This window comes from Paenibacillus dokdonensis, assembly GCF_004916975.1.
Taxonomy (GTDB): Bacteria; Bacillota; Bacilli; order Paenibacillales; family Paenibacillaceae; genus Paenibacillus_AQ; species Paenibacillus_AQ dokdonensis.
Map to the genome: position 1 here is coordinate 89,786 of NZ_STGQ01000004.1, position 26,156 is coordinate 115,941.

A 26,156-nucleotide genomic window follows, 5' to 3' on the forward strand; every position below is an offset into this window, starting at 1 on the left:
AACTTGTACATTGACAAATCAGCGGTTTCTGATATTCCAGCACTGTTATGAAAGATATATCGACATTTTAGGTCTTTTGTATGAGATTAATTATTTGAGCATTTTGCATAATTCCGTTTTTGTTAGAAAGGCAGCAAAATCTAATTGCATCCGGGGAATTGTAGTGGCTCAATTCTAAAAATGGGCAGACCTGCAGAATTTCAGCGTTTGCAAATTTTTAAGCTGCGTTTTGGTTCTTTCTAGTGGTAGCAGAAAGAGCGGATACAAGCAGGACGATGGCATTCAGATACTGGTGAGTCGTTACTTTCTGAATGCCCCAGACATGCATGTCATCTGCAGTAAGATAGGTTTTCATTCTGGAGTTGCATCGTTCCACGCTGGTACGTTCGTTGTAAAGCTCCTTCCAGCGTTTGGTATCCCGATGCGGGCTGCTAGATCGCCGAAGATCGTCCTTTGCATCTACTTTGACGACCATGCCATAGTTGGAAGGCGAACAGGCGGACATTCCTAACGGGCAATCAACTTTACCCGTGGCGTGAGGACATCGGAACTTCAAGTAATCACCGTCAGCACCCCAATAAGTCATCGCGAATCCCATCGAGCAACAAGGCGTTCCGTTTGATGTCATCCCAGCAGGAGGTTCTTTCTCTCCTCGGGGGTTGAGGGGAATAATGGCTTGCGCCTTCACGTTTCGAGCGGCTTCGTAAACTTTCATTTGGTCGTAGCCCGCATCGAGCATAAAGAATCGCGCCTTTGTTTTGACAGCCGCCTTTTCAATCAAACCCGGTGCCATTTCCCCGTCATTGACATGCGCTGGCGTGACTTCCAGTGCGAGCGGCAATTCGCTTTTTGTATCCACAGCCAAATGGAGCTTGTAACCGAACCAAGTCACCTTGTTTCCGAAGGAGTCAAATTTCGCACCCCAATTCGCATTGCCGGTCTGCTCGCTTTTTCGTTTGGGCTGCTTCTTTTCGAAAGCATGGATGACGGCGCTATCGATTGCAACGTGGCTGCCATCAATAATGCCGTCTTGCTGACAGCGTTTGACCAGATCTTCGAAGAGTTGCTTAGCCAGGTTTTTCTTAGTCAGCTCGCTGAAGACTCGGCTTAACGTCGAGATGGAAGGGACTTCGCGATCTAGCGGAAGTCCACACTGATAGCGAAATCGAAGATCGGTATCCAAACGATGATGCAAGCCCGTAAAAGTTTGAATATGCTCAAGTGGTGCGGCTAAGAGTGCACGTAAAATCCCTTCTCTACAATGACCATCAGCACCTCGGGGTGAACAACTTCTCAGTTGTTTGGCGTAAGGACGAAGATCCAAGACGCCAAAGAAGATTGGCAATCGATCTTTTGAATTCATTTTTAGCATATCTTCAAAGGAAAATAGACTTTCTTGTAGAATATACAAGGTGACTTCCTCCGTTCTTGGGGTTTTTGGTTTGGTCACCGAAAAACTTCTCCAAGTTGGGGTGAAGTCCCTTTTTTATGCTTAGAAATCCTTGTGTATCAAGGGATCAAGTTTATGCAAAACACTCATTTACAAAATGCGCAAAAAAAAGCCGAACCCCATGTAAAAGACTACATATCAGGTCCACCCTTTATTAAAAAGCATTATAATAATCCGTCACTCTCAAAACGGAACACCTTCGCGTCGCCAAAATGCGGCAAATCCTCATCCGTTTCCTTATAGCGGCTTAATGCATATCTCTCCAGCGTCTTTCTCCAGAACATCTGTGTGCGAGCATTGTCCTCTGTCGTGAACAGCATCCATTTGCCCGGGAACCGGTTAAAAATAGCCGCAGCCGCCTTTTCTCCCACTCCCTTGTTTCGAAAGGGCCTCGTAATAAAAAATTCATTCAGCATGTACTCGCTGTCATCCACCAGATAAGGCGGAGTAGCGACCAGACCAAATCCTGCCGGCAGGCCGTCCACCCGGATCAAGAAAGGAAATAGAATGTTTTCTTTTTGCCACCATATATCGAATAGAGTCTGCTGGTCCTGCAATGTCCGGTAATCGTCAGAATCTTCAAAAACGCCAAGCTTATTCGGAAGCATCTTCCGTATTTCAGCCAGATCATATAAATATAATGGATATAGATTATAGATGATGAATTTGTCATCTAATGCGCATAATTCGACGGTTATGTTCATGGTTACTCTCCCTTTAATCTATCCTGATTATAGAAGTATGGGACCCGTGAGGGATATACCTGAAACACTACCTAATCGAACACTGCACTAGAAAAACCCGCAAGATCTTCAAGATCTGCGGGCCGCGGTTTTATCCTTTTGAATACACAATTTTCTTGATCGTATCATATGCCAAACCAAACTGGGAAGTGAGCTGCTCGATCGACTGTCCACTGGCGAATTGCAGGCGGATATCGGCATTTCTGCTCCGCAATGCATCCCGGCTACCGGAGAGCTCTCCCCAAGCTTTTCGTGAGCCTTTCATGGTGGGGATATAAATCCAGTCACCTTGCACATACTGCTGTAGTTCGTTCAACAGCCGCTTTGGAAAAACAGCTTCAGCATTCATATATTTCACTTTGCCCTGCTCCTTAAACATATAATGAAGAATTTAAGGCAGCAAAGTCTCTATGATACAACGCGTTCTAGCCTTGCATTGCAGGAAGGGGCGGTTCGTGAGTTGCTGGACTCCATACAAGTAACCGCCGCTGTCTGTCATACAGACTTTGCATGGAGCTTCCCCTGAAACTGTTCGCATATTGCATGCTATGATCCCTCCCGCTTCATTAAGATTAATTACAATGTACTATATAAAAGAATTTCCTTCCAGCTTCCGGTACCATGGCAAACGGCTTAGCGGAGCGTCGACATCCAGTGTGCATGGACCTTCAGCGATGCTGTCATCATCACCCTTCCATACACCCGGCGGAATGATGATACTGCGGTTTACGGCTCCCTTTTGCAGGACAGGCGCGACCAAGATATGCTCACCCAGCATAAATTGATCATTCATATGCTCATAGCCCATATCCGGAAATGAATAGGCTAGATGCCGCATCATCGGCTCTCCATCCTCCGCGGCCTGTTTGGCAAGATCCAGGATTTCACTTCCTAACCGGCTGTGCAGATTGGCGGCATCAACGCAGTAACGCAGATGCTCTGCATCCAGCACGCGCCACGGTGCAGCCGAGAATTGCATCATCGGGAACAGCGCCGCACATTGTGCCGAACGGACGAACAACTCCTGGTCCAGGGCATCCGAATGCTGCTGAAAATGCATATATTCCCCGCCACCGATCATATCGGGACATGTAAACGGATGTCCGAGCAATCCTTGAGCAAGGGCATCCGGGATTAACGATGACAAGCCGTTGCCGTCCCATGCATGCAGCTTGTCCTTAAGCCGCTGGGCCAGCGCCTGCCCACCCAGCTTCCAGCAGGCCCGGTACTCATTCAGCGTATAATTCAAGCCGATACGCGCCCATGCTTCGCATTGTCCATGGGGACTGGAAGGAGCAGCGGTCTGGTCGCCGTCTTGATAAAATTCAATATCCCCAGCATCCAGCTTGAAGCCGTCCACGCCGTATTCCGTTCGAAGAAAATCCAGCTGTTCGCCAAACCATCTGACGGTCCCCTCATGGGTGCCATCCAGCACAGCGCTGTATCCGTTCCACCAGGGACGGATGGCTATTTCCCCATGCTTGTCTTTCAGCAGATATCCCTTGCCGGAAAGCTCGCGAAAGGTTCTGGAATCCGGGCTGACAAATGGGCATACCCACAGCATGACCTTGAAGCCCATTTCATGCAGCTGATCAACCATGCCCTTCGGATCCGGAAATCTGCCTGAATGAAAACGCCAGGTTCCATACGGCTCATGCCAGTTATCATCAATCATGATTACCCCCGGAGGCATGCCCTGATCCAGAACAGCCTTGGCATAAGCCAGCACCTTCTCCGCCGTTGGTTCATACAGAAGCTCGATCCATAAATTATATTGGGGCGCCGTGAACAGCAGCTCATCCGGATAGGCTCTCGATGCCGGAAAGTGACGGCTGGCAGCCTGCCGGAAAGCTTCGCGAAGATTTTCAAAGCCCTCTGCCACTGTAACTTTTGATTTACCATTTGATATGGCCAAATCCTCTGCCGAGAATGAAAAAGCAAACGGTTCTTCCGACCACACATATCTGCCTTTACTGGACAGCAGCAGCGGTGCAGCCTGATTCATGCCCAGCGTCTCGATTAGATCTGCTTCAAAAGCGTCCATTCCGTAAGGCATGCTCATGCCGTCCGCGGCACGGCCACCCCACCAGCGCTCACCCGACAGCAGCGGGATGACATATTTGTCTTCCATGTTTCTCTCTCCTTCACAGGTACACTTTATGCTAATATTATCCTTTTACAGATCCGGCCGCTATGCCTTTGATAATATATTTCTGCATGATGATATAGAAAATAAGCAAAGGTGCAACACCCAGCACCATCATCGGGAAGAAGGCAGTCCAATTCGTGGAAAACTGTCCGATATTCCGGTACACCTCCTGCAGAATGACGGCCTTATCCCTCGTTTGCAGGAACAAGAGCGGCCCCATAAAATCATTCCAGAAGGTTAAAGAATTGAGAATGGCCGCAGAAGCAATGACAGGCTGCATCAGCGGAAGCACGATCCGGAAGAAGGATCCGATGACGCCCGCCCCGTCGATAGAAGCCGACTCCTCCACCTCCAACGGCAGCGACTTCACAAAGTTAATAAATAAGAAGACATTAAATGGGATCGTGACCGATATATTCACAACAATGACCGCCCACAGCGTATTCATCAGATGGAGTGTACTGATGAGCTTATACAAGGGAATGAGCGCAATTTGAAAAGGAACCACTAAACCGGCAATGATCGCCAAGAACAGAAGCTTACTTAGCCAATTCCTAGATCGGGCAAAACCATACGCCGCCATGCAGGGCAGCAGCGTGCACCCGATCAGAGAGAAGAAAGTGATGATAAAATTATTCATGAACACTTTTGGGTAACGCATCATGTTCCATGCTTCCGCATAATTGCCGAAGGTCCAGTGATGCGGTAGACCCAGCGGGCTTGCTACCGCTTCCTCCGGTGTTTTCAAGGTGGTAACCAGCAAATAATAAATAGGAAGAGCCACAATAACAGCAATGATGATCAGGCACAATTCCAGCATATAAGGTGTTTTGTCTTTTTTCGCAGCCACCTTAAGACACCTCCCATCGCTTCATCAGACGCAGCTGCAGAAACGTTACCACCATAACAAATAACGAGAATAGCACGCCAAGGGCAGATGCATAACCAAGCTGGCTGTCTGTAAATGCGCGTTGGAGCAGTACGGTGACAATGCTTTCTGTTGCATGACCTGGACCTCCTGAAGTCATAGAGAAAATGATATCAAATACCTTCAGACCACCAATCATACTCAGCACCGTGTTAATGGTAATGGAAGGTACAAGCAGCGGCAGAGTAATGTTCCAGAATGTTTTCCATCCATTTGCACCGTCGATATGAGCAGCCTCGAACAGCTCTTTGGAAATGCCCTGCAAATTCGCAAGGTAGATAACCATCGCCCATCCGGTCCACTGCCATACTTGGGTAAGGATCACGGAGTATAGTGCAAGCTTGGGTTCCCCAAGCCAATTGACGGACCCAAGGCCAATCTGAGTCAGCATTTGGTTGAGCGGTCCGTAATCCAGAGATGACATAATATATGACCACAAGAAGCCAACCACCAAAGGACTAAGCACTGCCGGAGCAAAAAATACCATTCGCAGCAGATTTTTCGAACGCAGGTTTTTGTCGAGCGCCACGGCAAGTGGCACCGCCAGGGCATTTTGTACAATCGTCATAATTACGGCATAAATAATAGAGTTTTTAATCCCTGTCAGGACTACGTCGTCATGGAAAAGCTGTTTGTAATTTTCCAGACCAATAAAGTGAACGCTGCGCTTAAGGAGCGACCAATCCGTAAAGCTGTGTGCGAAGGTAGATACCACTGGGTACAGATAGAAGATCAGATAAAACAGCAGCGCAGGCACGATCAGAAGTAAAAAGGCAAATTCCCGTTTTCGTATCATGTTGTTTTCATTCCTTTCTCGTGTAAAAAAATAAGGGATATCCCGGAGCTTATTTCCCGAGATATCCCCGCCTTCATCGGTTTAGTTGCCCTTCAAGGACTTGCGCTGCTGCTCTGCTTTATCATCCAGCACCTTCAGTGCATCATCGACCGATTTCGCTCCGGTCAGCACTTCCTGAAGCGATTTGCCATAATCCTCGGCAATAGCTCCGAACGGCCATGTAATCCATGGCGCATAGACATGCCCTTCCTTGAAAGCTGCTGCGGAATCCTCATACTCTGGCGGCAGCTGGACATCGACACCCTTCAGGAAGGAGCTTCCGAAATTGTCCTTAATTAAGGCCTGCTGCGCCTCCGGTGTGGCAGTCAGCTCCAGAATCTGCATTGCTACATCCTTATGCTTGGACTGCTTGTTGACCGCGAAGGCACTTCCCGGTCCACCGATCAGCCAGCCTGTGCCTTCCGTGAGACCCGGTATCGGAAACATGCCCATATTCAGGTTTGGATTCTTTTGCTTGAGCGCTTCTGCCGCCCATGGTCCGGATTCCCACATGGCCGCTTTCCCGGTTGCAAATTCATCCTGCGCCTGGTCATAGTCAATACCGAGCATGTCCTTCGTAATATTGCCCTTCTGGATTGTTTCGGTCCATTTGCTTACGACCTCATTCCAATTTCCGCTGACCTTCTTCGTTCCTTCCGAGAAAGCAGCGTCAAAGTCCTTATTCTCAGGTTTCGTATAAAATTCATTCAACAGCATGCCCATGGACTGCTTCATCATTGGCTCCCAAGATTTCGCCCCCATCGCTTGTGGTTTAACGCCTGCCTGACGCAGCTTCTCGTGTATCGTCATCCATTCATCCCAAGTTTTCGGAGGAGTCAGCCCCTGCTTTTCAAAAATATCCTTGTTGTACCAGATACCCTCAAACCAGGACTGCAGCGGAATCGTATACACTTTCCCTTGGTAGCGCATTAGACCCGTATCATTGTATTTGCTGGTAAATGAGGCGTCCGTCAAATCCTCTACATAACCCGCGTTCGCGTATACCGCTCCACTGCCGCTCGTTTCGAAGATATCGGGACCCTCCCCTGCAGCCAGCTGCGTACGCAGCATATTCTCGAAGGATTTCAAATCCACAAACTGAAATTCGATATCCACATTCGGCAGCTTCTCCTTCAAGTAATCCAGATATGATTTCCGCGTTTCCTCTTTGTTGTAGCCCATAATGCGAATCTTGACCTTTTTCTCTGATTGAGCCGCACCCGATGCATTTTCCTTGGACCCCGCCTCGTCCGTCTTGCCGCATCCCGCCAGCATCAGCGATGAAAGCAAAAACAAGCTTGCGATCACGGTAAATACTTTTTTCATGATACTCCTCCTACAATCAAGCAATGGTTTTTTTAAAGATATCGCTTACCGCTTACATCTCTATCGTACTCTGGGGACGTCCCCAGTCTGAAGTGTTGAAACTACATTTTCTGCAACAATACTACGCACTCTTTCAGAGGCAACCGCAAAGCGAATGTTTTGTCTCTTATGTATTCTTCGCATTAAAAAAGACCGCGTCATTCGCGGCCTATGCCTAACCGGCACCCATTTTCAGATCGCGATAGTCCTGCGGCATCATTCCCGTACTCTTTTTGAATACCTTTGTAAAATAGCTCGGGTTTTCATATCCTACCTCGTACGCGATTTCATAATTCCTCATCGCGGTCGTCCGGAGCAGGTATTTCGCTGTTTCCATGCGGATGTACGTCAAGTATCCCCAAATATTCACACCGGTTTCCTTTTTGAATAGATTCGAGAGGTAGTTCTTACTTACGCCGGTTTCAGTGCATATCTCTTCCATCGTCAGATTACGCTTATAATGCTTTTCGATGAAATACTTCACCTTCTGCACATGGTAATTCTCCGACTGCTCTAAATTATATTTAGGGTTATCCTCTTGGTGTAAATCCCTGGTCTGCTCCTTCCGAATTTGCGCCACTGCTCGCCCCACCAATGTGCGTAGCTTTTCATCATCAAGCGGCTTCAGCAGATACCCGAATACACCCCATTCGATGGCCCGCTGCGCATATTCAAATTCGCCATGTGCGCTCAGCAGGATGATTGTCATCCCAGGCATTTCGGTCTGGACGGTCTCAATCAGCTCCAGTCCATCCAGCTCAGGCATGCAAATATCGGTTATCAAGAGCTGCGGCCGCCGCTCTCGAATCATCCCAAGCGCCTGCTTGCCATCGGTTGCCGCTCCGGCAATCGTAATGCCAAACTCTTCCCACTTCAGGATTTTTCCCAGCATCTGCAGCGTCAGTACTTCGTCATCAGCCATAACAAGTTCAAGCATATTCATCCCCCATCTCCGGTAATTGTATGATCACTGTGGTGCCTTTCTGTTCCTCGGATTCGATGGTCAGGCCATAGGTATCTCCAAATTTGTAGCGAATGCGGTCATGAACATTTTTGAATCCAATATGCTCCATACCTGACGCCTCATTCTGATACAGCAAGTTTCGCAGCTCCATTAATCTCTCTGCCGTAATACCTTGACCTGTGTCTTCAATCACAATTTCAAGTCCCGCCGGAATGCGGTGGGCCGAAATCCGAACTTTCCCCTTGCGACTGCCGCTGAATCCATGAATGACTGCATTCTCGACAATGGGCTGGAGCAGCAGCTTGGGTGTTTTCATATGTAGAACCCGTTCTTCGCAGTCAAACTCATACTGCACTTTGTCCGGGTAACGGTAATTCTGAATCTGCAGGTACGCTTTGACATGCTCAAGCTCTTTATTCAGTACCACCAGTTCATTCGGGTGATAAATGGAATATCGCATCACATCGCCTAGCAGCGTGACCATAAGACTGACATCTTCGCTGCGTTCGCAAATGGCGAGCGACTTGATGGATTGCAGCGTATTGTACAGAAAATGCGGATTAATCTGCGACTGAAGCGCCGAGATTTCGGCTTCCTTGGTTTTAATGGCATAGGAAAAGACATCATGGTTCAGCTGGTTAATCCGTTTGATCATGCGCATAATCCGCGTGGTCAGCTTCTGCATCTCCACCGAGCTGTCGTCGTACAGGTCCAGATCGAAGTTTCCCTGCTGTACATCACTCATCTTCCGCATGAGCCCCGTAATAGGACGGGTAATCCTGGACGATATAAACACCGAAATGATGACAACGCTTAATATAGCCGCCCCCAGCAGCATCAGTACCAGCTTGTTGATGTTATCGTTATGAGCCAGAATTTCCTTCATCGGAATCATGGCGATAATTTTCCAGCCTGTCACCTTGGAGGTGGTATATACGCCCAGAAAAGTATCCTTTCCATTCCCCACCTGAAATCTTCCCTCTTCCTTCCCCATGCGGCCGATGATTTCCGACTGCAGCTGTTCACTAACATTGCCCTCCGAGGGTTTGAAAACAAATTCATTGGCATGGTCCATGATAAGGAAAAAACCGTTTTGCTCCAGTTTGCTTTCCTTCGTTAACTCCTGGATTTCCTCGAGCTTGAGGTTAAACATGACGCTGGTGCCGTCCTTCCTGGAAGGGTTCCAGAAGTCGAATACCGGGGCTACAGCTGAAATAACCTTCTCTAAGGCCTCAGGCGGATTGAAATAGTAATCTTGGGGGTGAATGCCAATGAAATGAACCCGGAAAAAGTATTCATTCTGAAACTTGGGAAACCAGTTTTGGCTGTAAAAGGGATAGTTGCCTCTGACCGTGCTTCCCGAATACTCGTACACAACGCCCGAAGGCTTGATTACGGCCACATCTTTAATGCTTGGATTGTAGCGTAAAATATCCCTCATACGATCTTCAATCTGGCGGCGGTGAATCAACCTTTGCTGATCATCGTCCTCAGCGTAACCGCTTACAGCATCCTGTATCACAGACTGCCCCGCCGTAATTTGAACAAGCGTTTTGATCTGGTTGAAGTATGAATCCACATTCAGCCGCGCTTCCGTCACTATTTTAGATGTATAGCTGATCACTTCGGAAGTCAGCGTCGTGCTGAACATATGATAGGTGGTGTAACCCAGCAGGCCGATGAGAAGGATAAAAATTAGAGAGAAGTAGGTCGTGATCTTTCTGCGGATTGAAGTCGGCCCGGAAAATATTTTTTGTTTCATCATAAGGTTCCACTCCTGATTGCCTATGGCTCTTGCCATCTATTGTAACGGGGAAGCCCAGCTAAACCAATCTATTTTATAACGGAATCGTAGTATAGGATCATATATCGTAGTATTTTTTCTTCCTCCAGCATTAGTAGCAATTTATTGTAAACAGTTACGACTTATACACGCAATAAGCCACCCCCATCTCGGGAGGCGGCTCTTCTTATTTCAGGTGCATTCTTAACTGCGTATCAATCTGCAAACAATCCAAATCAGCGGGTTATCTGTAGGTTCCTGGTTTATCCGCTATAGCTTCAATTCTGCTTCACTATGTAAGTTTGAATCGCTTAACGTATCATAGATATTTGTTTCTTAAAAAGAAGCATGTGGACCTGGAGGAACCGGCGGTTCGTAAAGCTGATATGTCGTTTGGCTGGAATAACCCCAGACTATCCATAAAATCATATATACCGGGGACAAAAAAATTGCGAAGAGAACATAGGCGCCATTTTTGCCGAATGCATTCAACAGCTTGATCTGCATAATAATCGAGAATACAAGATTGGCAATGGGCACCAAACCGATTAAGATCCACCACGCGCTCACCTTAATCAGCCTCAATTGCAGGATGACGTTCAGGATGGGAATGAAGGCCAACCAGGCAATATCGTCCCTGCCCGCTTTTTTCGCAAGCTGATAGTAAGCCCCGCAAACTACAAAATAAACAGCAATGTATAACAAAATCAAAAACCCTGTCATAAATATCCTCCCTGTACATGGAATTAAAGTTAAAAATGCACTTCTTAACATTCGATATCCTTCTAGGAAATCCTCTTTGATTCGACCCATTTTCGACAAATTAATCCATCTCAAGACCGTTGCTTTTTCCATGCAGTCTCTAATACCATATTGCATCCGGGAATTTTTATGACTGGGAAATGCTCGAAAACAGCAAAACCCCGGCAGCAAAAACCGCCGGGGTTGTATAAAAACGACTTATTTCAATGCCATTGCAGAAGCTTGCTGGTTGTACCATTTCACGAAGTTGTTGATGACGGAATCCAGGAAGAGTACCGTTGCCTCGTCCTTGATTTTTCCGTTTTCATCCATTTTCTCATGAACGATACCGACATACACTTCGTTTCCTGGAAGCAGCGGCGAATTGATTCCTGGCGAGAACAGGATATCACGCAGATGCTGCTGCGCGCGAACGGAACCCATAAGGCCCATGGAAGCACCCATAATTATGGATGGCTTGCCAACCATAACGCGGTCACCACGGGACAGCCAGTCGATGACGTTTTTCAGAACGCCCGGGATGGAGTAGTTATATTCTGGTGTTACCCATAGAACGGCGTCGGCTGCAGCGACTTTTTCACGAAGCTCTTTAACTGCGGCAGGAGGATCGTTTTCAATGTCCTGGTCATAAAAAGGAACGTCGCGGAGGTTTAGAATCTCCACATCCATTTGCTCCTTGTATTTGTTCTTCACATATGCGGCAAGCTTTACGTTGTAAGACTCTTTGCGGATACTTCCTACCAATGCTACAACTTTCATCTGTCATTCCTCCAATAGTTGTGTTGTTAGTATGCTTCAAAAACCAGAACGGTTATACCTGCTTCGCATTTTCACGCACTTTTCCAAGCAGCCGCCTGAGCTCTGAGGTTTCCTCTTCCGTCAACCCTTTGCTTAAAAGCTCCCGAGTCGTTGTGCTGATCGTGCTCACTGCTTCCCTCAGCTCTTTCCCCTTATCGGTCAGGTACACTTCAACTGAACGCCGATCATTCGGACATCCCACCCTCCGGATATATCCTTTGCCTTCAAGACTGAAAATCATCCGGGTAATACTGGATTTATCTTTCCCGAGCTGCTCAGCAATACAGTTCTGCGACATTCCTTCCCCATCCAGAAGCAAAGCCAGGATCAGATGCTGCTCTGGGGCCAATTGATAAGGAGCCAGCTGCTTTTTTAAATACTGTGTGATCTCCAGATCTACGGTATGAATCAGGACCCCAATATTGTCGAATACTCTAGATCCCACCAGATCACCTCATTAGTTGATATAGCAACTGTTGACTAGTCAATTATCATACGAAGGGATGTTTTTGTCAAATCCTACTTAAAAACAATCAGGGACTAATCCTTCGGTCGCCATGATAAAATGCTGTAATGAAGCAGGACCTGCCTTCGTCCGGACCTGCTGTTTATCATGAAGTTCAGGGGTTCTGAACGTGTTCACCCCATCGCCGCCATAGGTTACTCCAATGAGTCCATACAGATCTTCATATTGTTCCACACGAAGCTCTTGTCCATGACAAAACACCCATCCCGGCGGAGCAGTGTCTCCGGCAAACTTTCGGATTTCTCCCAAATACTTTTCACTCATCGTACTGCTCCTCCCATGTTATGAAAGTTATGAAGCTCAAAAGTGAATTCCCGCTGCCAGATATAAACTGTGTCTTCATTTTACATTTATGTTCTGAACAAATTCTGAACATGTCCGCCCTTTTGCTGAACGCTCATTACATAAATAAAACCGATGCTCTCACCACAATAGCCGTTAAATATAAAAATCCTCTTACCTAATGAAGTGCACCCCTTAGAATAGACATTGGAAAAACCCCTTGGTTTAACCGATGAATTCTAGGGGGTGTATTTTTTATGGCTATAAAAGGTCAAAAGTTTAAGACGTACTCTGAGGAACTCAAGATGGAGGCAATCCGTTTGCACGTAGAGGAAAAATGGACGTATCGGCAAATCAACGATCATTTGGGAATCCAAGACCAGAGTCGGATGAAGCGTTGGATGCGAAAATACCGTGAAAAGGGTGAGTTTGGTTTACTGGATCAACGAGGAAGGCGGAAGGAATATTTAGATCAAGAGCGATATGTTCAGCAGTTGAAACGGGAGAATACGATGCTAAAAAAGTGTTTGGAAATCTGGATGCAGGAGGGAAAGAACAGCGCTTCAAGCTTATCGAACAAGCAGCGAATGTCGGCCAAGTAGCCGAACACTGCAAGCTCCTTGGCGTCTCTAGAAGTGGCTATTACGCGTATTTGAAGAGGAAGAAGAATGACCGAGATGCCGAGGCTAAACGACTCCTTCGCACCGTGTATCAACGCTACGAAGGAAAGTATGGCTACCGTCAGATCCAACTTTTCTTGTGGCAGGATGAAGGTGTATGGATGAATCACAAGAAAGTACTGCGCCTAATGCAAAAGCTTGGTCTTCAAGCCAGCATTCGCCGGAAACGTCGATTTAATATGACATACCAGGCTGCCGAGCGCGTGGCTGATAATCTGCTTAAGCGAAATTTCACAGCCGAAAAACCAAACCAGAAATGGGTGACGGATGTGACTCAATACCGGATAGGCGAGCGCTGGCTGTATCTTTCGGCAGTGAAAGACCTATTCAATAACGAGATTGTGGCCTACCAACTTAGCGAACGTAACGATAATGAACTGGTACTTCAGACGTTCGCTAAAGCATTTGCTAAGCGAAAAGACGTGTCCGGATTGGTCGTTCACAGCGACCAAGGGTTCCAGTACACGTCTCATGCTTACCACGACATGCTGCCAAAGGTTAGCGCCCAAATCAGCATGTCTCGCCGGGGCAATTGCCTAGACAACGCCTCCATGGAGAGCTTCTTCTCGCATCTCAAAACGGAAGGGCTCTATCCCTATGATATCCGAAATCTGGCAGAGGCACAAAGGAGAATTGAGAAGTACATACAATTTTACAACCAAAGGCGACCGCAGCGTAAATTAAACAAACTGACGCCGGTACAGTACCGGCGCCAGTTTGCAGCCTAGGTGTTTTTTCAATGTCCACTAAATGGGGTCTTGACCATAATCGTAAGGGGATTTTCCTTTCTCGCTATTTTATCTGCCCGATCGACAGACTCACTTTATAATTGCCATAGCTTAAAATTTCATCAAGAAGCTCATTAAGATCCAGAGGCGATCCTACCCGGACCCGCATCCAGTAGCAGCCCTCGCCGCTCACCCGGTGCATCTCAACTACCTGCTCATGCTCCTGCACAAAGGATTGAAAGAGTTGATGGGCGTTGCTCGATTTGAGGAAGACGGTGACAAATGCATGCACAGACAGCCCGATTTTTTCCGGATTCCAGCGCAGCGTATAGCCTTCAATTACACCCGCATCCTGCAGCTTGCGCACACGTGCCCCTATCGCCTGCCCGGTTAAGTGAACGAGCTCGCCAAATATCCTTGTAGGAACGGGTTGAATCCTCAATCAAATGATGCAGAATCCGCAAATCCACTTCATCCAGCGTATATTGATTCACTATTCACAAAATTCCTTTCAACGTGAAAATGGCAGCCGAGGTTTCCTTTCACGGGGTTATATGCTCCCGCTTCAGCTGCACTTTAATGATAACAGATCCACAATATTTAAGATAAGAGGTGTTTTATATATGAAAATCCAGCTCATCCGCAATGCTTCACTATGGCTCGAATATGCGGGTTCTACCTTCCTGATTGATCCGATGTTCAGTGCCCAAGGAGCAAATCCTCCAGTCTTCAATACGGAAAACGACAGACGTAATCCGCTTGTATCTCTCCCTTTTCCCATCGAAAACTGGGTCAGACCGGATGCCATACTGTTAACACACCTGCACCCCGATCATTGGGATCAGGCGGCAATAGAGGCTTTGGATAAATCCCTTCCAATTCTATGCCAGCCAGGTGATGGCACAGCGGTTCGCGCAGGAGATTTTACGGACGTAACCGAACTGAATGGAAGTTTTATTTTCAAAGATACAACAATATTCCGCACGACCGGCCAGCACGGCGTAGGTGAAATCGGTAAACTCATGGGCCAGGTTGCCGGTTATGTTTTCAAAGCTGAAGGAGAGCCCACTCTATATATTGCTGGGGACACCATTTGGTGCGATGATGTCAAGCAGGCCCTGAATGAGCATCACCCGGATTTCACGTTGGTTAACGCCGGCGGAGCCAGATTTCGGGAGGGCGGTCCTATCATTATGAATGAAGAAGATGTGGTCAGCTTGTGCCGGTACGCTCCCTATACGAAGGTCGCTGCCATTCATATGGAATCGATCAATCACTGCTTCACCACAAGATCAGACTTGAATGACCGCTTACATGCTGAGCAGCTGAACGATCAAGTCCAGATCCCTCTGGATGGTGAATGGTTCTAAACATAAATTCGGAGAGTCATTATGTAACGCTGATCGCGTAGATATACTGCTCACCGAGCTCTCCTTCTCTTCTCCGCCCTGTATCCTGAAATCCCGCCTTTTTGTACAGCTTCTGCGCAGGAATATTTTTGTGATTAACTGCCAGGACCATTTCATGATAATCAGAAAAATGCTGAGCAACGAAATCCTTTAGATGGAGCATCGCCTTTTTGGCATATCCTTTCCCCTGCTCAACATGGTTAATAGATAATGCCGTTAACAGCATGGCTCCTGGGTTATCCGTGTAATCCTTGACCCTACCGCTGTTATGCAGAACAAAGAAACCCACAGGGTTTTCACCATAGATAATCACCACGGGATGTCGCCCTTCATTCGCCTCTAGAGCCTCCAACGGCAAAGCTGTAAACTTCGCTTGTTCCTCAGGCAGCTGGAATGCTGCGAGAGCTCGTTGATGTGAATCTGTATACTTTTGCAGGCTTAATTGTCCACTTGTAGTCTGCATCGTAATTCCCCCTTATATGTCGCCGAATATTTGCTTCAGATGATGCTCCAGGTGATCAACATAATCATCGATCAGCCAACCCAGTGTTACGATTTGTCCTTCGCTCAAAGGGTACCCCTTCTGCAGATGGTTCTCCTGAGTTCTCTCGATCACCGCTGCCACCTGCTTGTTCAGGCTCGCCCATAAACTCAGGACTTGATCAAAAGGAAGTTCTTGATATCCCATGAGCTTCACCCATTGCTCCTGATCGTATTTAATCACCGTTTGCGGCTGCTCCTCATATTGTGCGCGGATAAACCTTTGCAGATTGTTTTGAGCAGAGTCGCAGAGATGCCCCAATATTTCTTTTTTGGACCATTTATGAGGCTGCGGCCGTATGGACAACTCCGGCCCCGATAAGACATTAAATTTCGCGGGAACTTCCGCGATCCAATGGTTCAAGCGTTCTACAATATTCATCGGTTTCCCTCCTCTGATGGCTGTTCAGCCTGCCATCTCATATAACCCTATTTTACCTCGGCTTCGGGGCATCGGTAACCCGCCTTCACAATAGAAAAAAGCCTGCCTCCGTGTCCCGGGCAGCAAGCCATTTTGAAAATTCAACAAATCACGCGTAAGATCTGTTCATCATTTCTATTTTTATTATTGATTGATCAATTACAAATTTATATCATTTAGATGCCTTCTTTTTAAGCTTTGCTTGCCATATCCGCAATCTGTTCCAGCCATGCAGCTCTTGTGGACTCGTCGGAGTTGGGTACGGATTCAAGAAATAGATGATACATTACGTCCAGTCCGCAGTATTCAAAGATTCCCTTGTCTGATGTCAAACGGAGCGCTTGATCCATTCCATTCGCTGCATACTGGGCATGCGACTTGCCCTGCGTGTTGATAATGACAGCCTTTTTCCCTTTTAACAATCCCATTTGAACGCCATTTACATATCTGTAAGCGAAACCGTAGGAAAATACACGCTCAATGTACCCCTTCATAATAGCCGGCAATCCGGTCCACCAAATGGGATAAATAAAGGTGATGACATCAGCCCATTTCAGATATTCCTGCTCTTGAACAACGTCTTCGCCTATCCCTCCAAGGATTTCGCTGCTGCTTATGACAGGCTGAAATTCCATCGCGTACAAGTCCCGTACGATAACGTTATATCCCTTTTGCTGAAGACCTTCTACGGCTGTTTCCAAAATAGCATGATTAAAGCTCTCTTTTCTCGGGTGGGCATAAATAATAAGATGATTCATTCGGTTTGCTCCTCTCGAATTTTGGTTTCTTGAATTGCTATTAGCCCTTGCACTAAATTTAGTAAGTGATTGATCAATTACAATACAAGAAAAAAATTTCTCTATCTCTTTACCATTAGCCCTGGCATATCCATCGCCATCGATACGTTACACAGCATGCCTCTAGCCAAAAAGTCTGATGTCTTCTCTTCCACGTCTGAAATGCCCGCTTTCTGAAAAGCATTTTCCACCAATTCTTTTACTTGGCCCATGCCTTTTTTCATCGCATCACGGATTGGCGTCTCCCGGATTGTCTGTGCCTGCATTTGAAGCAAGATTTCATTATGATGCATGTTCATGATCTCCTCATAGGCACGAATGAGGCCGATTTCCAATTGCTCAGATGTTGATGTCTCAATGACTCGTTTAAAAGCCTCCAAGATTCTTAGCCACGACACTTCCAATGCTTCGACGAGCAGAGATTCCTTTGTAAAGAAACGGTAGACATAGGGCTGTGATATGGAAGCACGCTCCGCGACTTGAGCTGTTGTTGCACGATAGTAGCCAATTTCCGCAAATATTTCAATGGCTGCAGATACGATATCGGTACGGCGGTTCGCAGATGCTGTATTTCCTTTCGCCATATCCATTCATTCCCTTCGTTTTAATATTGATTGATCAATCACTAACCATGATCACATTCTATTCCATGTTTTCCTAAAGTGCAAATCATTTTTCGAAAGAATTCACGATTTCGCTTTTTTAACATCGGCCTCCAAAAGGTTCTGACATCGTACCTCGATCTATCAAAGGTTTCCTTTCATATTTTCCACAAAAAAAGAGCCTGCCTCAGTTACCTGAGAGCAAGCTCTTTTGTGAATTCTATCGATCTTAAACCATATATGGGAAGTAGGTAATCGTTGGGTCAAAATCATCATTGTCATACTCTTTGCCGCCCCAGGCGATCACAACGATTTTGTCGCGGTCCATATCTTCTTCGAGACGTTCCGCATCATTATCGGAGATCCCCATGGATCTCATCTTCGCGCGAAGCTCATCCCCGCGGGAACGGAAGATGTTGGCGATCGCCGTACCCATGCCCTCTTCATCCAAGCCGATTTGCTCGGTGCCCGTTTGGTCAGCAACACGGTCGGTTCTGTCTTTGTCATGAGCCAGGACATAAATACGATCCGTACTGTATCCCTCCGTCACAAATTTATCAACCTGCGCGTGAACATCACCTGCCGTATTTACGGTTTGAACCTTCGTCATATTCGTTACATTGGTTTCCATGATGGATTCCTCCTCTATTCATAATCATCTGCAGCGTCTGCTACAACGTTTATAACCGCAATGCGGGAGGATGAACCTTGGAAATATTTTATGACGCCGTATGATCTTCGTTTGCAACAAAAAAAACACAGGCTTCCCTCACCTGATCTTCGTTATCAGAGCTGTGGTTATTTCCGGGATTTATCCCTTCCGCCGATCAAAACCTCGACATCCAGCCTGCCCAGCACATCAATCCATTCCTGGGAACATCCAGGGTCCGTAACGATCATGGATATATGCTCGATGGGGGCGATTTGTGCAAAAGTGGTAACTCCGAATTTGGAATGATCCGCCACTAAAATAGACTCTTCGGTTCGCTGCATCATTTTACGCGACAGCAAAGCTTCTTCCAGATTGTACTCCGTAATGCCATCCGCAAGTGAGATTCCCCCTGCCGAGATAAATGCTTTGTTGACCTTAAACTGATCCAGCAGCTGATGGGCAATGGCTCCTGCCGCGGCTTGAAAACTCATATTGACTTCACCGCCGGCAAAAATCACTTTCCCCTGAAACCCTTCCAGCGCACAGGCCAATATAGGGGCAGAGCTTGTTATGACAGTAACATCAGCACGGTCCATCAGTTCGCGCATGATTTCCAGTGTTGTCGTTCCATTATCCAGAAGCACGGTTTCCCCTTCCCCAATCAGAGAGGCTGCAGCTTTACCGATTGCCTGCTTTTCACTCTGATGCATCTGGGCCCTCTTGATAAACGTCGGCTCAATCCGCTCGGAACGGGTTTGAACCGCTCCCCCGTATACTTTCCTTAGTTTGCCTTCCTTCTCCAGCCGGTCCAAGTCACGGCGTATTGTCTCTGTCGAGACATTGAACAGCCCCGCCAGGGCATGCACCTGCACTTTTCCTTCCGTGCTTAACTGGGCAAGAATGGTTTGCCGGCGCTCCTCATAGGTTAAGGACATACGAACATTCCTCCTGTTATTGACCTTTCCTATTATAACTTAATGTGTTTTGTTGTTGTTTTTATTTAGTGTATTAGTTCTTTATGATCCTTGTCAAACCTAGGAGGACATCATTAGATAGGTCTTTCCATTCCAGTATTATCTTATGTTAACAATATGTAAAAAAGGATTGACAACATTTTACCCAGAGCATACAATCAACACGAAAACAACATAAATTAACATAAATCAACATTATTACAACGCATTATTTTACAAGGGGGAAATATAATGAGCCATCAATTATCTTTTCGGCAGGACGGAACTTTTACAATCGTACAATTCACGGATTTGCATTGGAAAAATGGAGAACCCGAGGATCTGCGCACCCGCGCCTTGATGGAAATGACGCTGGATGCCGAACAACCGGACATGGTTGTCTTTACTGGAGATGTCATCTATACCGGCCACGTATCACCCGGCCATTCCGAATGTGATCAACCGGCTCAGGCTTTCCGGGATGCTGTCAGCGCTGCCGAGGAACGGGGAATCCCATGGGCTGTCGTCTTCGGCAATCATGACACGGAAAATCGTATCACCCGGGAAGAGCTCATGCAGGTTGTACTGAACCACAAGCATACCGTAGCTGAATCCGGTCCAAAAGAGATCACTGGCGAAGGTAACTATTCCGTCGAACTGATGGACGCTGGAGGAAAACCGGCGGCAAATTTATATTTTCTGGATTCTGGCAACCTCTCTCCTCTGGAACACATTCCCTACTATAACTGGGTAAGACGGGATCAGATCGACTGGCTGGTCAATGAATCGGCGCGGCTGAATCCAGTGAACCAGGCCAGTAAGCTGCCTGCCCTTGCTTTCTTCCATATACCGGTACCCGAATATCAGGAAGTTTGGGATAAAGAAACTTGTTACGGAAACAAATATGAGCCTGTGTGCTCCGCTCCCGTCAACTCGGGACTCTTCACGGCCCTGCTCGAAATGGGCGATGTTGTCGGCACCTTTTGCGGACATGATCATGTCAATGACTACTACGGCGATCTGCATGGCATCCGACTGTGCTATGGACGCTCAAGCGGCTATAACACCTATGGCAGGGAAGGATTCAAACGAGGTGCCCGCGTCATTCGCCTGACGGCTGGAGAGACCGGATTTGCCACTTGGCTTCGGCTTGAAGATGGTTCGGTTGTCAGCGAACAGCCTGTTCATCATCCCGGTGACGACGAAAATTAACAGCTAAGGGGCCATTTCAACTATGTTATTGCCAATTTTACTCGTACTCGCATCCGGTATGGCTCATGCTGTCTGGAGTATGTTTACCAAACGGAGTCTGAACAAAGGTGTATTTCTATGGTCGATCATGATGATCCCTGCCGTGATCCTGCTGCCCGTCTTGATCATGGAACTGTGGAAACATCCGCTCACCTGGGGTGCATATGGATTGCTGCTGCTTTCGGTCGCGCTTCAGGGTCTGTACTCCTGGCTGTTGTCCAAAACCTATGAGCTTGGCGATTTGTCACAGATCTATCCGATTATGCGGGGAACCAGCACATTGCTGGTCCCGATCATCGGGGTATTATTTCTCAAAGAATCCCTGTCCATATTCGGATGGTTCGGAATTATCTTGATGCTCGGCGGCTTCTTCCTGCTCAGCGGAATAGGTTTGGGGCGCAAAAACGCAAATGCGCAGCCGCAAAGCTTGAAGCCTTTTGCATTAGCGCTTTGTGTTGGTCTGTGCACCACCAGCTATGTATTCGTGGATAAACTGAATCTCGATCATGTCTCTCCGGTAGCTTTGCTCGAAGTAACTAACATCGGCTTTGTGGCAGGCTTGACCCCGCTTGTGCTGGCCTCCCGCCAGTTGAAGCAGGAGTGGCGCAAGAATCGTTCTACTATTTTCTTGGGCGCAATTTTGAATCCGGGTTCATACCTGCTCTTCCTTTTCGCAATGCAGCAGGCGCCTATGGCCCACATTAGTCCATTGCGTGAAATTGGTACGGTCTTCGCCACTTTCCTTGGAATTCTGCTACTGAAGGAACAGCAGGGTCTGAAGCGGATAACGACTTCCATTATAGTGTTCTGCGGGATTTTGTTGATCGGGATGTGGGGATGATTCGAACGATGAAAAAGTCCATCGGATGATGGACTTTTTTGCGGTTAAAAAACACACAGGAATCATGATTAGCTAATGAATTAATGATGCTCTCAAATTATTAACGCCATTTTCCAGATAACCCTTTAAACAAGTCAGCACATATACCCAGCCTTCTTTTTGTCCTATCATTTTGTTTACGATTTCGGGGTCATCTTCTTTCAAACCTGATTCGTTTACTTCAATCATGGTACTCGTATCGTCCAATACATGAAGCGTAATGGTAACAACCGTTTCTTCGCCAACTCCTCCCCACGTGAACCTGATCTTCTGATTTCCCTCGACCTCCAATACATGTATGACCACTTCTGCATTGTACTCGTCATATCTCCATGTAATCGTCTCGCCCTGTTCCACTCTTCCAGTTCCCGATGAAAACCAATAATTAGACATTTTCCCAGGGTCCACTATGGCTTCAAACACTTCATCCGTTGGCTTAAGTATTTTAAATTTCGTAGTTACTTGCGTATTCATACACCATCCACTCACTTTCCGTATTTTGAACGATCTTGATATAACTGATCTGAGCTTATCATAAGTGACATGGTATATAGTATCTCCAATTGAAACTTGCAATACCTTATCCCGCGTTTAAGCTAATGATTTTTTCTATAATCCCTATTAAAGCCCGGTTTGTGGGTATAAGGTATGATGGAGGGATCTGGAAACCCCTTATACAATATAGGGTATTATCTCAGTGTCTATAGATGACAAGCAACTATAGAATCGTACTGTTACGCCGAACACCTATGTTTTCATAGTCTTATGCTTACTTTTATTTGTATGAAATGAAGGAGGATTATCGTGAGACGAAGTGAACAAAGTCGTAATAAACTTGAACAAGTGATCCTTGAACATCAATTCGAGCATGCCTCAGCGTATCTGTTGGAAAACACTCGGCAAGGCATCCGATGCGCTAAAGCCGGAGCGGCAAACTATGATATCCCTTGTGTCTCCAGAATCGGTGGAGATCCGGATCTTCCTCCTCAGGCGGAGTGGCCAGCGACGACTGACGGTACACCTATGACTTTTTTAGTTCAATTGAATCTAAAAGATGTGGCGAGCCACGACGAATCATCGCTGCTTCCCACTGGCGGCATGCTTTATTTTTTTGTCGGAATCGATGATCCGGCCTACCATATCCAGCATCGCGTATTATTTTTGCCGGATGATCAGCTGGCTTCCGCCGAGCGCCGCTTGTCTCCTGAGGGCACTGCTTTGGAAGGACGATTTTGCGGATATCAGCTGGAAGCCCGTACATCGCTTGAGCCTCCGAATTACGCCTATGTGGACTATGAACAGATCGAGAATGAATCGGTTGGTTATGAAGAATATGAAGATTTGACCTTTTCGCTAAGTAACACGCAGCGTGATGATGCTGCCCTGCTTTTTGGTTATCCTACAGGCCAGCACGATGACAGCGAATATGAAGCCGCCTTAATGATTTTGACAGGTCAGAACTATAGCTACAGCACCACAAAGGCGTTTGAGCAGCTAACCGCTCATTTTGCAGGAAATGAAGAAAAAGCTAAGCAAGAGATCCAGGATACTCTGATGCTCCTTGAAATTGAATCTGACGATGATGTTGGATTTTGCTGGTGGGATGCCGGCGTACTGCACTTCTTTATTCGCAAGGAGGATTTGCTGGCAGGGCGTTTTGACCGTACATATTGTTCGCTGTATTCAAGCTGAAGGATCAGAGACGGTGACCGATTCGATATATTCATGAACTGTTAAAAGGAGACGAGACGGACTATGAACGACGTGCTTGAGGAAGAAAAGGACTTTGGATTTGCGCGGGTCTATGCGGTTGAATTGAAGTACCGTCAGCAGCCCCATCTGGATCGAAATGCGCTTTTTGAAAAAATGGAGCGTTATACAGGAAAAGTAGCACCACCTGATCAACAGAAAACAGAGGAAGCAGAACTTGCCGTGTGGGAAGCGGATGAACAAGCCGATAAGGATATGCTGCACTTTTTCCATTTGAATTACATGGTTTCCTATTCGGAAGGAGAAATGCCTGCCCAAACCAGCTTGATGGATATGGAGAATCGTCCGGCTGCGGACTACGTAACGGCCATTCAGCAATCCTGGCATTGGCAGGAAGCCGCTCAGACACTTGAAGAATGCAATCATTCGCTGCTTTTGGTAGATATGATGGCATCCGGACTTGATCCTCAATCAAGATTGCAGCTGTTCACCGGCGTACTTCGGGCTATATTGGAGACGGCTCCTTGCGATGCAATCTATTTCCGGGAGAGTGACAAGCTGGTGGAGCCCGGTGCGTACCTCGCTGCAATTGAAGAAGACGCCCTTTTATATGGTGCAATGAATATACGTTTCTATAATGTCGAAGGGACTGAGAGCGGACGGGCCGAGGGTTTGATGGATTCCATCGGGCTTGCCGCGCTTGGCATTCCGGATGTCCAGTGCCATTTCTATGATCTTGAGCCTGATGAGGTCGCGGGACATTTGACGAATATCGGATATTATCTATTTAAGCAAGGTGATGTGATCGCTGACGGGGAGACGATCGGCTTCACTGAGGATATGCGCTGGCGCTGTGAGCACCAATATGCACTTGCCGCACCACACCGTGTCGTGATCGACATGGATCCGGGAGAGGGTTATTATGCGGGGAGACAGGAATCTAACAGATAAAGCGTTACTGCTAGTTTAAATAACATTCATGTTCTAGCGAATGCTTCGAAGGGGCTGTCCCAAAAGCCATGCAATGGCTGCTTGGGATAGCCCTCTGTTTTTAAGTAGGATCAACGTGAGCAATTAGGTGGACGCTACGCAAACGGACCGTTGTTCCAATCGCTGTTGTACCCAGATTTTATTTATTTTCCTTAGCGGTAAAAATCCGGATACAAAGGCGACCGCTGCCGCTTTTCCACAATCCGTCCGTCCTCTCCGCTGTTTAAGTGGAAATTGTTACGAAAATCTTTAAAAAACACAAAAAAGAAACCGTCCTTTGGTAAAATGGAGTTACCACACAACCATTTCAAAGGAGCGGTTTCTTTTGTACATTCAATATACCATGGACCAACTTTGCTTGCCAATGGATCTGGAAGAAGATATTCCAGAAAACCACCTCGTTCGTATCGTGAATGCCGCTGTCCATCGGCTGGATGATACCATCTTTGACGCTGCTTATCCCGGCGGCGGCCGCGACAACTACCACCCTAAGATGCTTACCAAAGTCATTATCTACGCATACACCCAGCGAATGTATTCATCCCGCCAAATCGCCAAAGCGGTACGGGAGAACATTCCCTTTATGTGGCTGGCCGGACAGCAGCGACCAGACTTCCGCACCCTTAATCGCTTCCGTTCTCAGCGAATGAAGAACGTCCTCGAAACGGTATTTACCGCCGTGCTTCAGTTTTTGGCTGACGAAAAATACGTTTCTCTGGAGCATTACTTTCTGGATGGCACCAAGATTGAAGCCAATGCCAATCGCTACACCTTTGTTTGGGGCAAAGCCGTCAGCAAACACAAAGCCAAACTGCAAGAAAAGGTACATGCCCTGTTCGTTGACATTGAAGCGGCAGAAGCGCGGGAAGAACAGGAGAATCAAGGCAAAGATCTCGCTGAACTCGGTACGGGTTCCGAAGTGAGTAGTGAGAAACTCGAACAAGCCGTGCAAAAGCTTGAAGCTCAGCTTGTAGAAAAACCTAAAAACAAGCCCCTAAAGAAAGCTGTTCGGAAGCTTCGTAAGGATTTGCTACTCAGGCTGCTGAAGTACGAGCAGTACCAAAGGCTGCTTGGGGACCGGAACAGCTTCAGCAAGACAGATCCGGATGCAACCTTTATGCGAATGAAAGAAGACCACATGCGTAATGGTCAACTCAAACCCGGTTACAATGTACAGATTCGGGACCGAAAACCAGTTTATTCTGGCCTACAGTCTCCATCCAAGACCGACCGATACTCGCTGTTTACAGCCGCACATGGAAAAAGTAAGGCAGATCCTTGGAAAACTCCCGAAGACGGTCATTGCAGATGCAGGCTACGGCAGTGAAGAAAACTATGCCTATCTGGAAAATGAAGAGATTCAGGCGGTCGTGAAGTACGGCAGCTACCACAGAGAAAAGAGCAGAGCCTGGAAAGAGAATGTCGGAAAGATTGAGAACTGGAAGTACGACGAAGCCGAAGACAGGTGGACCTGCCCCGCCGGACACATGCTGCATTTTGGCAGAGAAAGCAAGGAGCTTTTAGAAAGTGGATATGAAATTCGGAAACGTCATTACCGAAGTAACTCCTGTGAGGGCTGCCCCCTGAAAGACCGTTGTACGAAAGCAGCAGGAAATCGAGAAGTGGTTGTTAGTCTGGAACGGCTGCGGTACCAGAAGCAAGCCCGGAAAATCCTGCGAAGCGAGGAAGGCTATGCTTTGTCCGTACGTCGAATGACAGAACCGGAAAGTGTGTTTGGACAACTGAAGAACAACCGGGGCTTCCGGCGATTTCTGCTTCGCGGCATGGAAAAAGTGACGCTTGAGGTCGGTTGGCTTTCCCTTGCTCACAATCTATTGAAGCAAGCTGCAAATGACCAAAAACAAAGAGTAGCAATTCTCCAGTGACTGGAGAATTGCTGCTCTTTTGACCTTTTTGCAATTTTGAAAATAAGAGGGGGCTGCCTCTACTTGTAGAAA

27 protein-coding genes and 2 pseudogenes are annotated in these 26,156 nt (G+C 47.0%); 8 read left to right on the forward strand and 21 right to left on the reverse strand.

Annotated elements, in window-relative coordinates; genetic code table 11:
• Positions 1-217: 217 nt before the first annotated feature.
• The 13 genes from E6W40_RS28665 to E6W40_RS28725 form a co-directional block, all read right to left on the reverse strand.
• Positions 218-1,411 carry a transposase gene (locus E6W40_RS28665; RefSeq protein WP_136609072.1) on the reverse strand — a complete coding sequence of 398 codons (1,194 nt, stop codon included), beginning with the start codon at positions 1,409-1,411 and terminating at the stop codon, positions 218-220.
• Between the two features lie 203 nt (positions 1,412-1,614).
• Positions 1,615-2,154: a GNAT family N-acetyltransferase gene (locus E6W40_RS28670; RefSeq protein WP_136609033.1), complete on the reverse strand. Its 540-nt coding sequence runs from the start codon at positions 2,152-2,154 to the stop codon at positions 1,615-1,617.
• 130 nt (positions 2,155-2,284) lie between these two features.
• On the reverse strand, positions 2,285-2,542 hold the full coding sequence (locus E6W40_RS28675) for a CD3324 family protein (protein ID WP_342774748.1): 258 nt from the start codon (positions 2,540-2,542) through the stop codon (positions 2,285-2,287).
• A 237-nt stretch (positions 2,543-2,779) separates the two neighbouring features.
• Entirely contained in the window at positions 2,780-4,324 is a 1,545-nt protein-coding gene (locus E6W40_RS28680) for a glycoside hydrolase family 31 protein (RefSeq protein WP_136609035.1), read from the reverse strand.
• Positions 4,325-4,361: 37 nt separating this feature from the next.
• Complete coding sequence (locus E6W40_RS28685) at positions 4,362-5,192, reverse strand: carbohydrate ABC transporter permease (RefSeq protein WP_246073243.1); 831 nt, start codon at positions 5,190-5,192, stop codon at positions 4,362-4,364.
• A gap of 1 nt (position 5,193) precedes the next feature.
• Complete coding sequence (locus tag E6W40_RS28690) at positions 5,194-6,066, reverse strand: carbohydrate ABC transporter permease (protein ID WP_136609036.1); 873 nt, start codon at positions 6,064-6,066, stop codon at positions 5,194-5,196.
• Positions 6,067-6,147: 81 nt separating this feature from the next.
• Entirely contained in the window at positions 6,148-7,431 is a 1,284-nt protein-coding gene (locus E6W40_RS28695; protein ID WP_136609037.1) for an ABC transporter substrate-binding protein, read from the reverse strand.
• 214 nt (positions 7,432-7,645) lie between these two features.
• Positions 7,646-8,413 (reverse strand): response regulator transcription factor, encoded by a 768-nt coding sequence (locus tag E6W40_RS28700; protein ID WP_136609038.1) that lies wholly within the window; start codon positions 8,411-8,413, stop codon positions 7,646-7,648.
• Entirely contained in the window at positions 8,400-10,199 is a 1,800-nt protein-coding gene (locus E6W40_RS28705) for a cache domain-containing sensor histidine kinase (protein WP_168929093.1), read from the reverse strand. Before E6W40_RS28705 ends, E6W40_RS28700 begins: the two co-directional genes overlap by 14 nt.
• 354 nt (positions 10,200-10,553) lie before the next feature.
• Positions 10,554-10,940, reverse strand: a complete 387-nt coding sequence (locus tag E6W40_RS28710; protein WP_136609074.1) for a DUF5684 domain-containing protein — start codon at positions 10,938-10,940, stop codon at positions 10,554-10,556.
• 237 nt (positions 10,941-11,177) lie between these two features.
• Positions 11,178-11,738 (reverse strand): NADPH-dependent FMN reductase, encoded by a 561-nt coding sequence (locus E6W40_RS28715; RefSeq protein ID WP_136609040.1) that lies wholly within the window; start codon positions 11,736-11,738, stop codon positions 11,178-11,180.
• Between the two features lie 52 nt (positions 11,739-11,790).
• The gene (locus E6W40_RS28720; RefSeq protein WP_136609041.1) at positions 11,791-12,222 is read right to left on the reverse strand and encodes a MarR family winged helix-turn-helix transcriptional regulator; all 432 of its coding nucleotides are present in this window, start codon (positions 12,220-12,222) and stop codon (positions 11,791-11,793) included.
• Positions 12,223-12,300: 78 nt separating this feature from the next.
• Entirely contained in the window at positions 12,301-12,567 is a 267-nt protein-coding gene (locus tag E6W40_RS28725) for a phage tail protein (protein ID WP_136609042.1), read from the reverse strand.
• Positions 12,568-12,842: 275 nt separating this feature from the next.
• Between E6W40_RS28725 and E6W40_RS28730 the strand changes: the two genes are divergently transcribed.
• A complete protein-coding gene (locus E6W40_RS28730; RefSeq protein ID WP_246072784.1) occupies positions 12,843-13,187 on the forward strand; it encodes a helix-turn-helix domain-containing protein in 345 nt (114 codons plus the stop codon).
• Positions 13,109-13,993 (forward strand): IS3 family transposase, encoded by an 885-nt coding sequence (locus E6W40_RS28735; RefSeq protein ID WP_168928788.1) that lies wholly within the window; start codon positions 13,109-13,111, stop codon positions 13,991-13,993. The genes E6W40_RS28730 and E6W40_RS28735 overlap by 79 nt, the downstream gene beginning before the upstream one ends.
• Before the next feature lie 64 nt (positions 13,994-14,057).
• Here the strand turns inward: E6W40_RS28735 and E6W40_RS28740 are convergent.
• Positions 14,058-14,487: pseudogene (locus E6W40_RS28740) on the reverse strand (Lrp/AsnC family transcriptional regulator).
• Between the two features lie 129 nt (positions 14,488-14,616).
• Here E6W40_RS28740 and E6W40_RS28745 point away from each other — a divergent pair.
• Entirely contained in the window at positions 14,617-15,363 is a 747-nt protein-coding gene (locus E6W40_RS28745) for an MBL fold metallo-hydrolase (protein WP_136609043.1), read from the forward strand.
• A gap of 19 nt (positions 15,364-15,382) precedes the next feature.
• Here the strand turns inward: E6W40_RS28745 and E6W40_RS28750 are convergent, their stop codons facing one another.
• The 6 genes from E6W40_RS28750 to E6W40_RS28775 form a co-directional block, all read right to left on the reverse strand.
• Positions 15,383-15,865: a GNAT family N-acetyltransferase gene (locus tag E6W40_RS28750; RefSeq protein WP_136609044.1), complete on the reverse strand. Its 483-nt coding sequence runs from the start codon at positions 15,863-15,865 to the stop codon at positions 15,383-15,385.
• Between the two features lie 12 nt (positions 15,866-15,877).
• Positions 15,878-16,324 (reverse strand): DinB family protein, encoded by a 447-nt coding sequence (locus tag E6W40_RS28755; RefSeq protein WP_136609045.1) that lies wholly within the window; start codon positions 16,322-16,324, stop codon positions 15,878-15,880.
• Positions 16,325-16,554: 230 nt separating this feature from the next.
• Entirely contained in the window at positions 16,555-17,121 is a 567-nt protein-coding gene (locus E6W40_RS28760; protein WP_136609046.1) for an NAD(P)H-dependent oxidoreductase, read from the reverse strand.
• 101 nt (positions 17,122-17,222) lie between these two features.
• On the reverse strand, positions 17,223-17,744 hold the full coding sequence (locus tag E6W40_RS28765) for a TetR/AcrR family transcriptional regulator (protein ID WP_136609047.1): 522 nt from the start codon (positions 17,742-17,744) through the stop codon (positions 17,223-17,225).
• A 247-nt stretch (positions 17,745-17,991) separates the two neighbouring features.
• Entirely contained in the window at positions 17,992-18,393 is a 402-nt protein-coding gene (locus E6W40_RS28770; RefSeq protein ID WP_246073244.1) for a YflT domain-containing protein, read from the reverse strand.
• Between the two features lie 167 nt (positions 18,394-18,560).
• Positions 18,561-19,349: a DeoR/GlpR family DNA-binding transcription regulator gene (locus tag E6W40_RS28775; protein ID WP_136609048.1), complete on the reverse strand. Its 789-nt coding sequence runs from the start codon at positions 19,347-19,349 to the stop codon at positions 18,561-18,563.
• Between the two features lie 270 nt (positions 19,350-19,619).
• Between E6W40_RS28775 and E6W40_RS28780 the strand changes: the two genes are divergently transcribed.
• Positions 19,620-20,579: a metallophosphoesterase family protein gene (locus E6W40_RS28780; protein WP_136609049.1), complete on the forward strand. Its 960-nt coding sequence runs from the start codon at positions 19,620-19,622 to the stop codon at positions 20,577-20,579.
• Positions 20,580-20,601: 22 nt separating this feature from the next.
• The gene (locus E6W40_RS28785) at positions 20,602-21,459 is read left to right on the forward strand and encodes a DMT family transporter (protein ID WP_136609050.1); all 858 of its coding nucleotides are present in this window, start codon (positions 20,602-20,604) and stop codon (positions 21,457-21,459) included.
• A gap of 72 nt (positions 21,460-21,531) precedes the next feature.
• Here the strand turns inward: E6W40_RS28785 and E6W40_RS28790 are convergent, their stop codons facing one another.
• A complete protein-coding gene (locus E6W40_RS28790; RefSeq protein WP_136609051.1) occupies positions 21,532-21,972 on the reverse strand; it encodes an SRPBCC family protein in 441 nt (146 codons plus the stop codon).
• A gap of 330 nt (positions 21,973-22,302) precedes the next feature.
• On the opposite strand from E6W40_RS28790, the gene E6W40_RS28795 reads away from it, so the two are divergent.
• From E6W40_RS28795 to E6W40_RS28805, 3 genes and pseudogenes are all read left to right on the forward strand, one after another.
• A complete protein-coding gene (locus tag E6W40_RS28795; protein ID WP_136609052.1) occupies positions 22,303-23,190 on the forward strand; it encodes a YwqG family protein in 888 nt (295 codons plus the stop codon).
• Between the two features lie 63 nt (positions 23,191-23,253).
• Positions 23,254-24,159 (forward strand): DUF4261 domain-containing protein, encoded by a 906-nt coding sequence (locus tag E6W40_RS28800; RefSeq protein WP_136609053.1) that lies wholly within the window; start codon positions 23,254-23,256, stop codon positions 24,157-24,159.
• Positions 24,160-24,523: 364 nt separating this feature from the next.
• A pseudogene (locus E6W40_RS28805) lies at positions 24,524-26,084 on the forward strand (IS1182 family transposase).
• The last annotated feature ends 72 nt before the right edge of the window (positions 26,085-26,156 follow it).

What these genes read in the sequence shown, in the direction of transcription:
- E6W40_RS28670 (WP_136609033.1), bottom strand. Translation starts at nt 2,154, where the DNA reads ATGAACATAACCGTCGAATTATGCGCATTAGATGACAAATTCATCATC.
- E6W40_RS28675 (WP_342774748.1), bottom strand. Translation starts at nt 2,542, where the DNA reads ATGAATGCTGAAGCTGTTTTTCCAAAGCGGCTGTTGAACGAACTACAG.
- E6W40_RS28680 (WP_136609035.1), bottom strand. Translation starts at nt 4,324, where the DNA reads ATGGAAGACAAATATGTCATCCCGCTGCTGTCGGGTGAGCGCTGGTGG.
- E6W40_RS28690 (WP_136609036.1), bottom strand. Translation starts at nt 6,066, where the DNA reads ATGATACGAAAACGGGAATTTGCCTTTTTACTTCTGATCGTGCCTGCG.
- E6W40_RS28695 (WP_136609037.1), bottom strand. Translation starts at nt 7,431, where the DNA reads ATGAAAAAAGTATTTACCGTGATCGCAAGCTTGTTTTTGCTTTCATCG.
- E6W40_RS28700 (WP_136609038.1), bottom strand. Translation starts at nt 8,413, where the DNA reads ATGAATATGCTTGAACTTGTTATGGCTGATGACGAAGTACTGACGCTG.
- E6W40_RS28705 (WP_168929093.1), bottom strand. Translation starts at nt 10,199, where the DNA reads ATGATGAAACAAAAAATATTTTCCGGGCCGACTTCAATCCGCAGAAAG.
- E6W40_RS28710 (WP_136609074.1), bottom strand. Translation starts at nt 10,940, where the DNA reads ATGACAGGGTTTTTGATTTTGTTATACATTGCTGTTTATTTTGTAGTT.
- E6W40_RS28715 (WP_136609040.1), bottom strand. Translation starts at nt 11,738, where the DNA reads ATGAAAGTTGTAGCATTGGTAGGAAGTATCCGCAAAGAGTCTTACAAC.
- E6W40_RS28725 (WP_136609042.1), bottom strand. Translation starts at nt 12,567, where the DNA reads ATGAGTGAAAAGTATTTGGGAGAAATCCGAAAGTTTGCCGGAGACACT.
- E6W40_RS28730 (WP_246072784.1), top strand. Translation starts at nt 12,843, where the DNA reads ATGGCTATAAAAGGTCAAAAGTTTAAGACGTACTCTGAGGAACTCAAG.
- E6W40_RS28745 (WP_136609043.1), top strand. Translation starts at nt 14,617, where the DNA reads ATGAAAATCCAGCTCATCCGCAATGCTTCACTATGGCTCGAATATGCG.
- E6W40_RS28750 (WP_136609044.1), bottom strand. Translation starts at nt 15,865, where the DNA reads ATGCAGACTACAAGTGGACAATTAAGCCTGCAAAAGTATACAGATTCA.
- E6W40_RS28755 (WP_136609045.1), bottom strand. Translation starts at nt 16,324, where the DNA reads ATGAATATTGTAGAACGCTTGAACCATTGGATCGCGGAAGTTCCCGCG.
- E6W40_RS28760 (WP_136609046.1), bottom strand. Translation starts at nt 17,121, where the DNA reads ATGAATCATCTTATTATTTATGCCCACCCGAGAAAAGAGAGCTTTAAT.
- E6W40_RS28765 (WP_136609047.1), bottom strand. Translation starts at nt 17,744, where the DNA reads ATGGCGAAAGGAAATACAGCATCTGCGAACCGCCGTACCGATATCGTA.
- E6W40_RS28770 (WP_246073244.1), bottom strand. Translation starts at nt 18,393, where the DNA reads ATGGAAACCAATGTAACGAATATGACGAAGGTTCAAACCGTAAATACG.
- E6W40_RS28775 (WP_136609048.1), bottom strand. Translation starts at nt 19,349, where the DNA reads ATGTCCTTAACCTATGAGGAGCGCCGGCAAACCATTCTTGCCCAGTTA.
- E6W40_RS28780 (WP_136609049.1), top strand. Translation starts at nt 19,620, where the DNA reads ATGAGCCATCAATTATCTTTTCGGCAGGACGGAACTTTTACAATCGTA.
- E6W40_RS28785 (WP_136609050.1), top strand. Translation starts at nt 20,602, where the DNA reads ATGTTATTGCCAATTTTACTCGTACTCGCATCCGGTATGGCTCATGCT.
- E6W40_RS28790 (WP_136609051.1), bottom strand. Translation starts at nt 21,972, where the DNA reads ATGAATACGCAAGTAACTACGAAATTTAAAATACTTAAGCCAACGGAT.
- E6W40_RS28800 (WP_136609053.1), top strand. Translation starts at nt 23,254, where the DNA reads ATGAACGACGTGCTTGAGGAAGAAAAGGACTTTGGATTTGCGCGGGTC.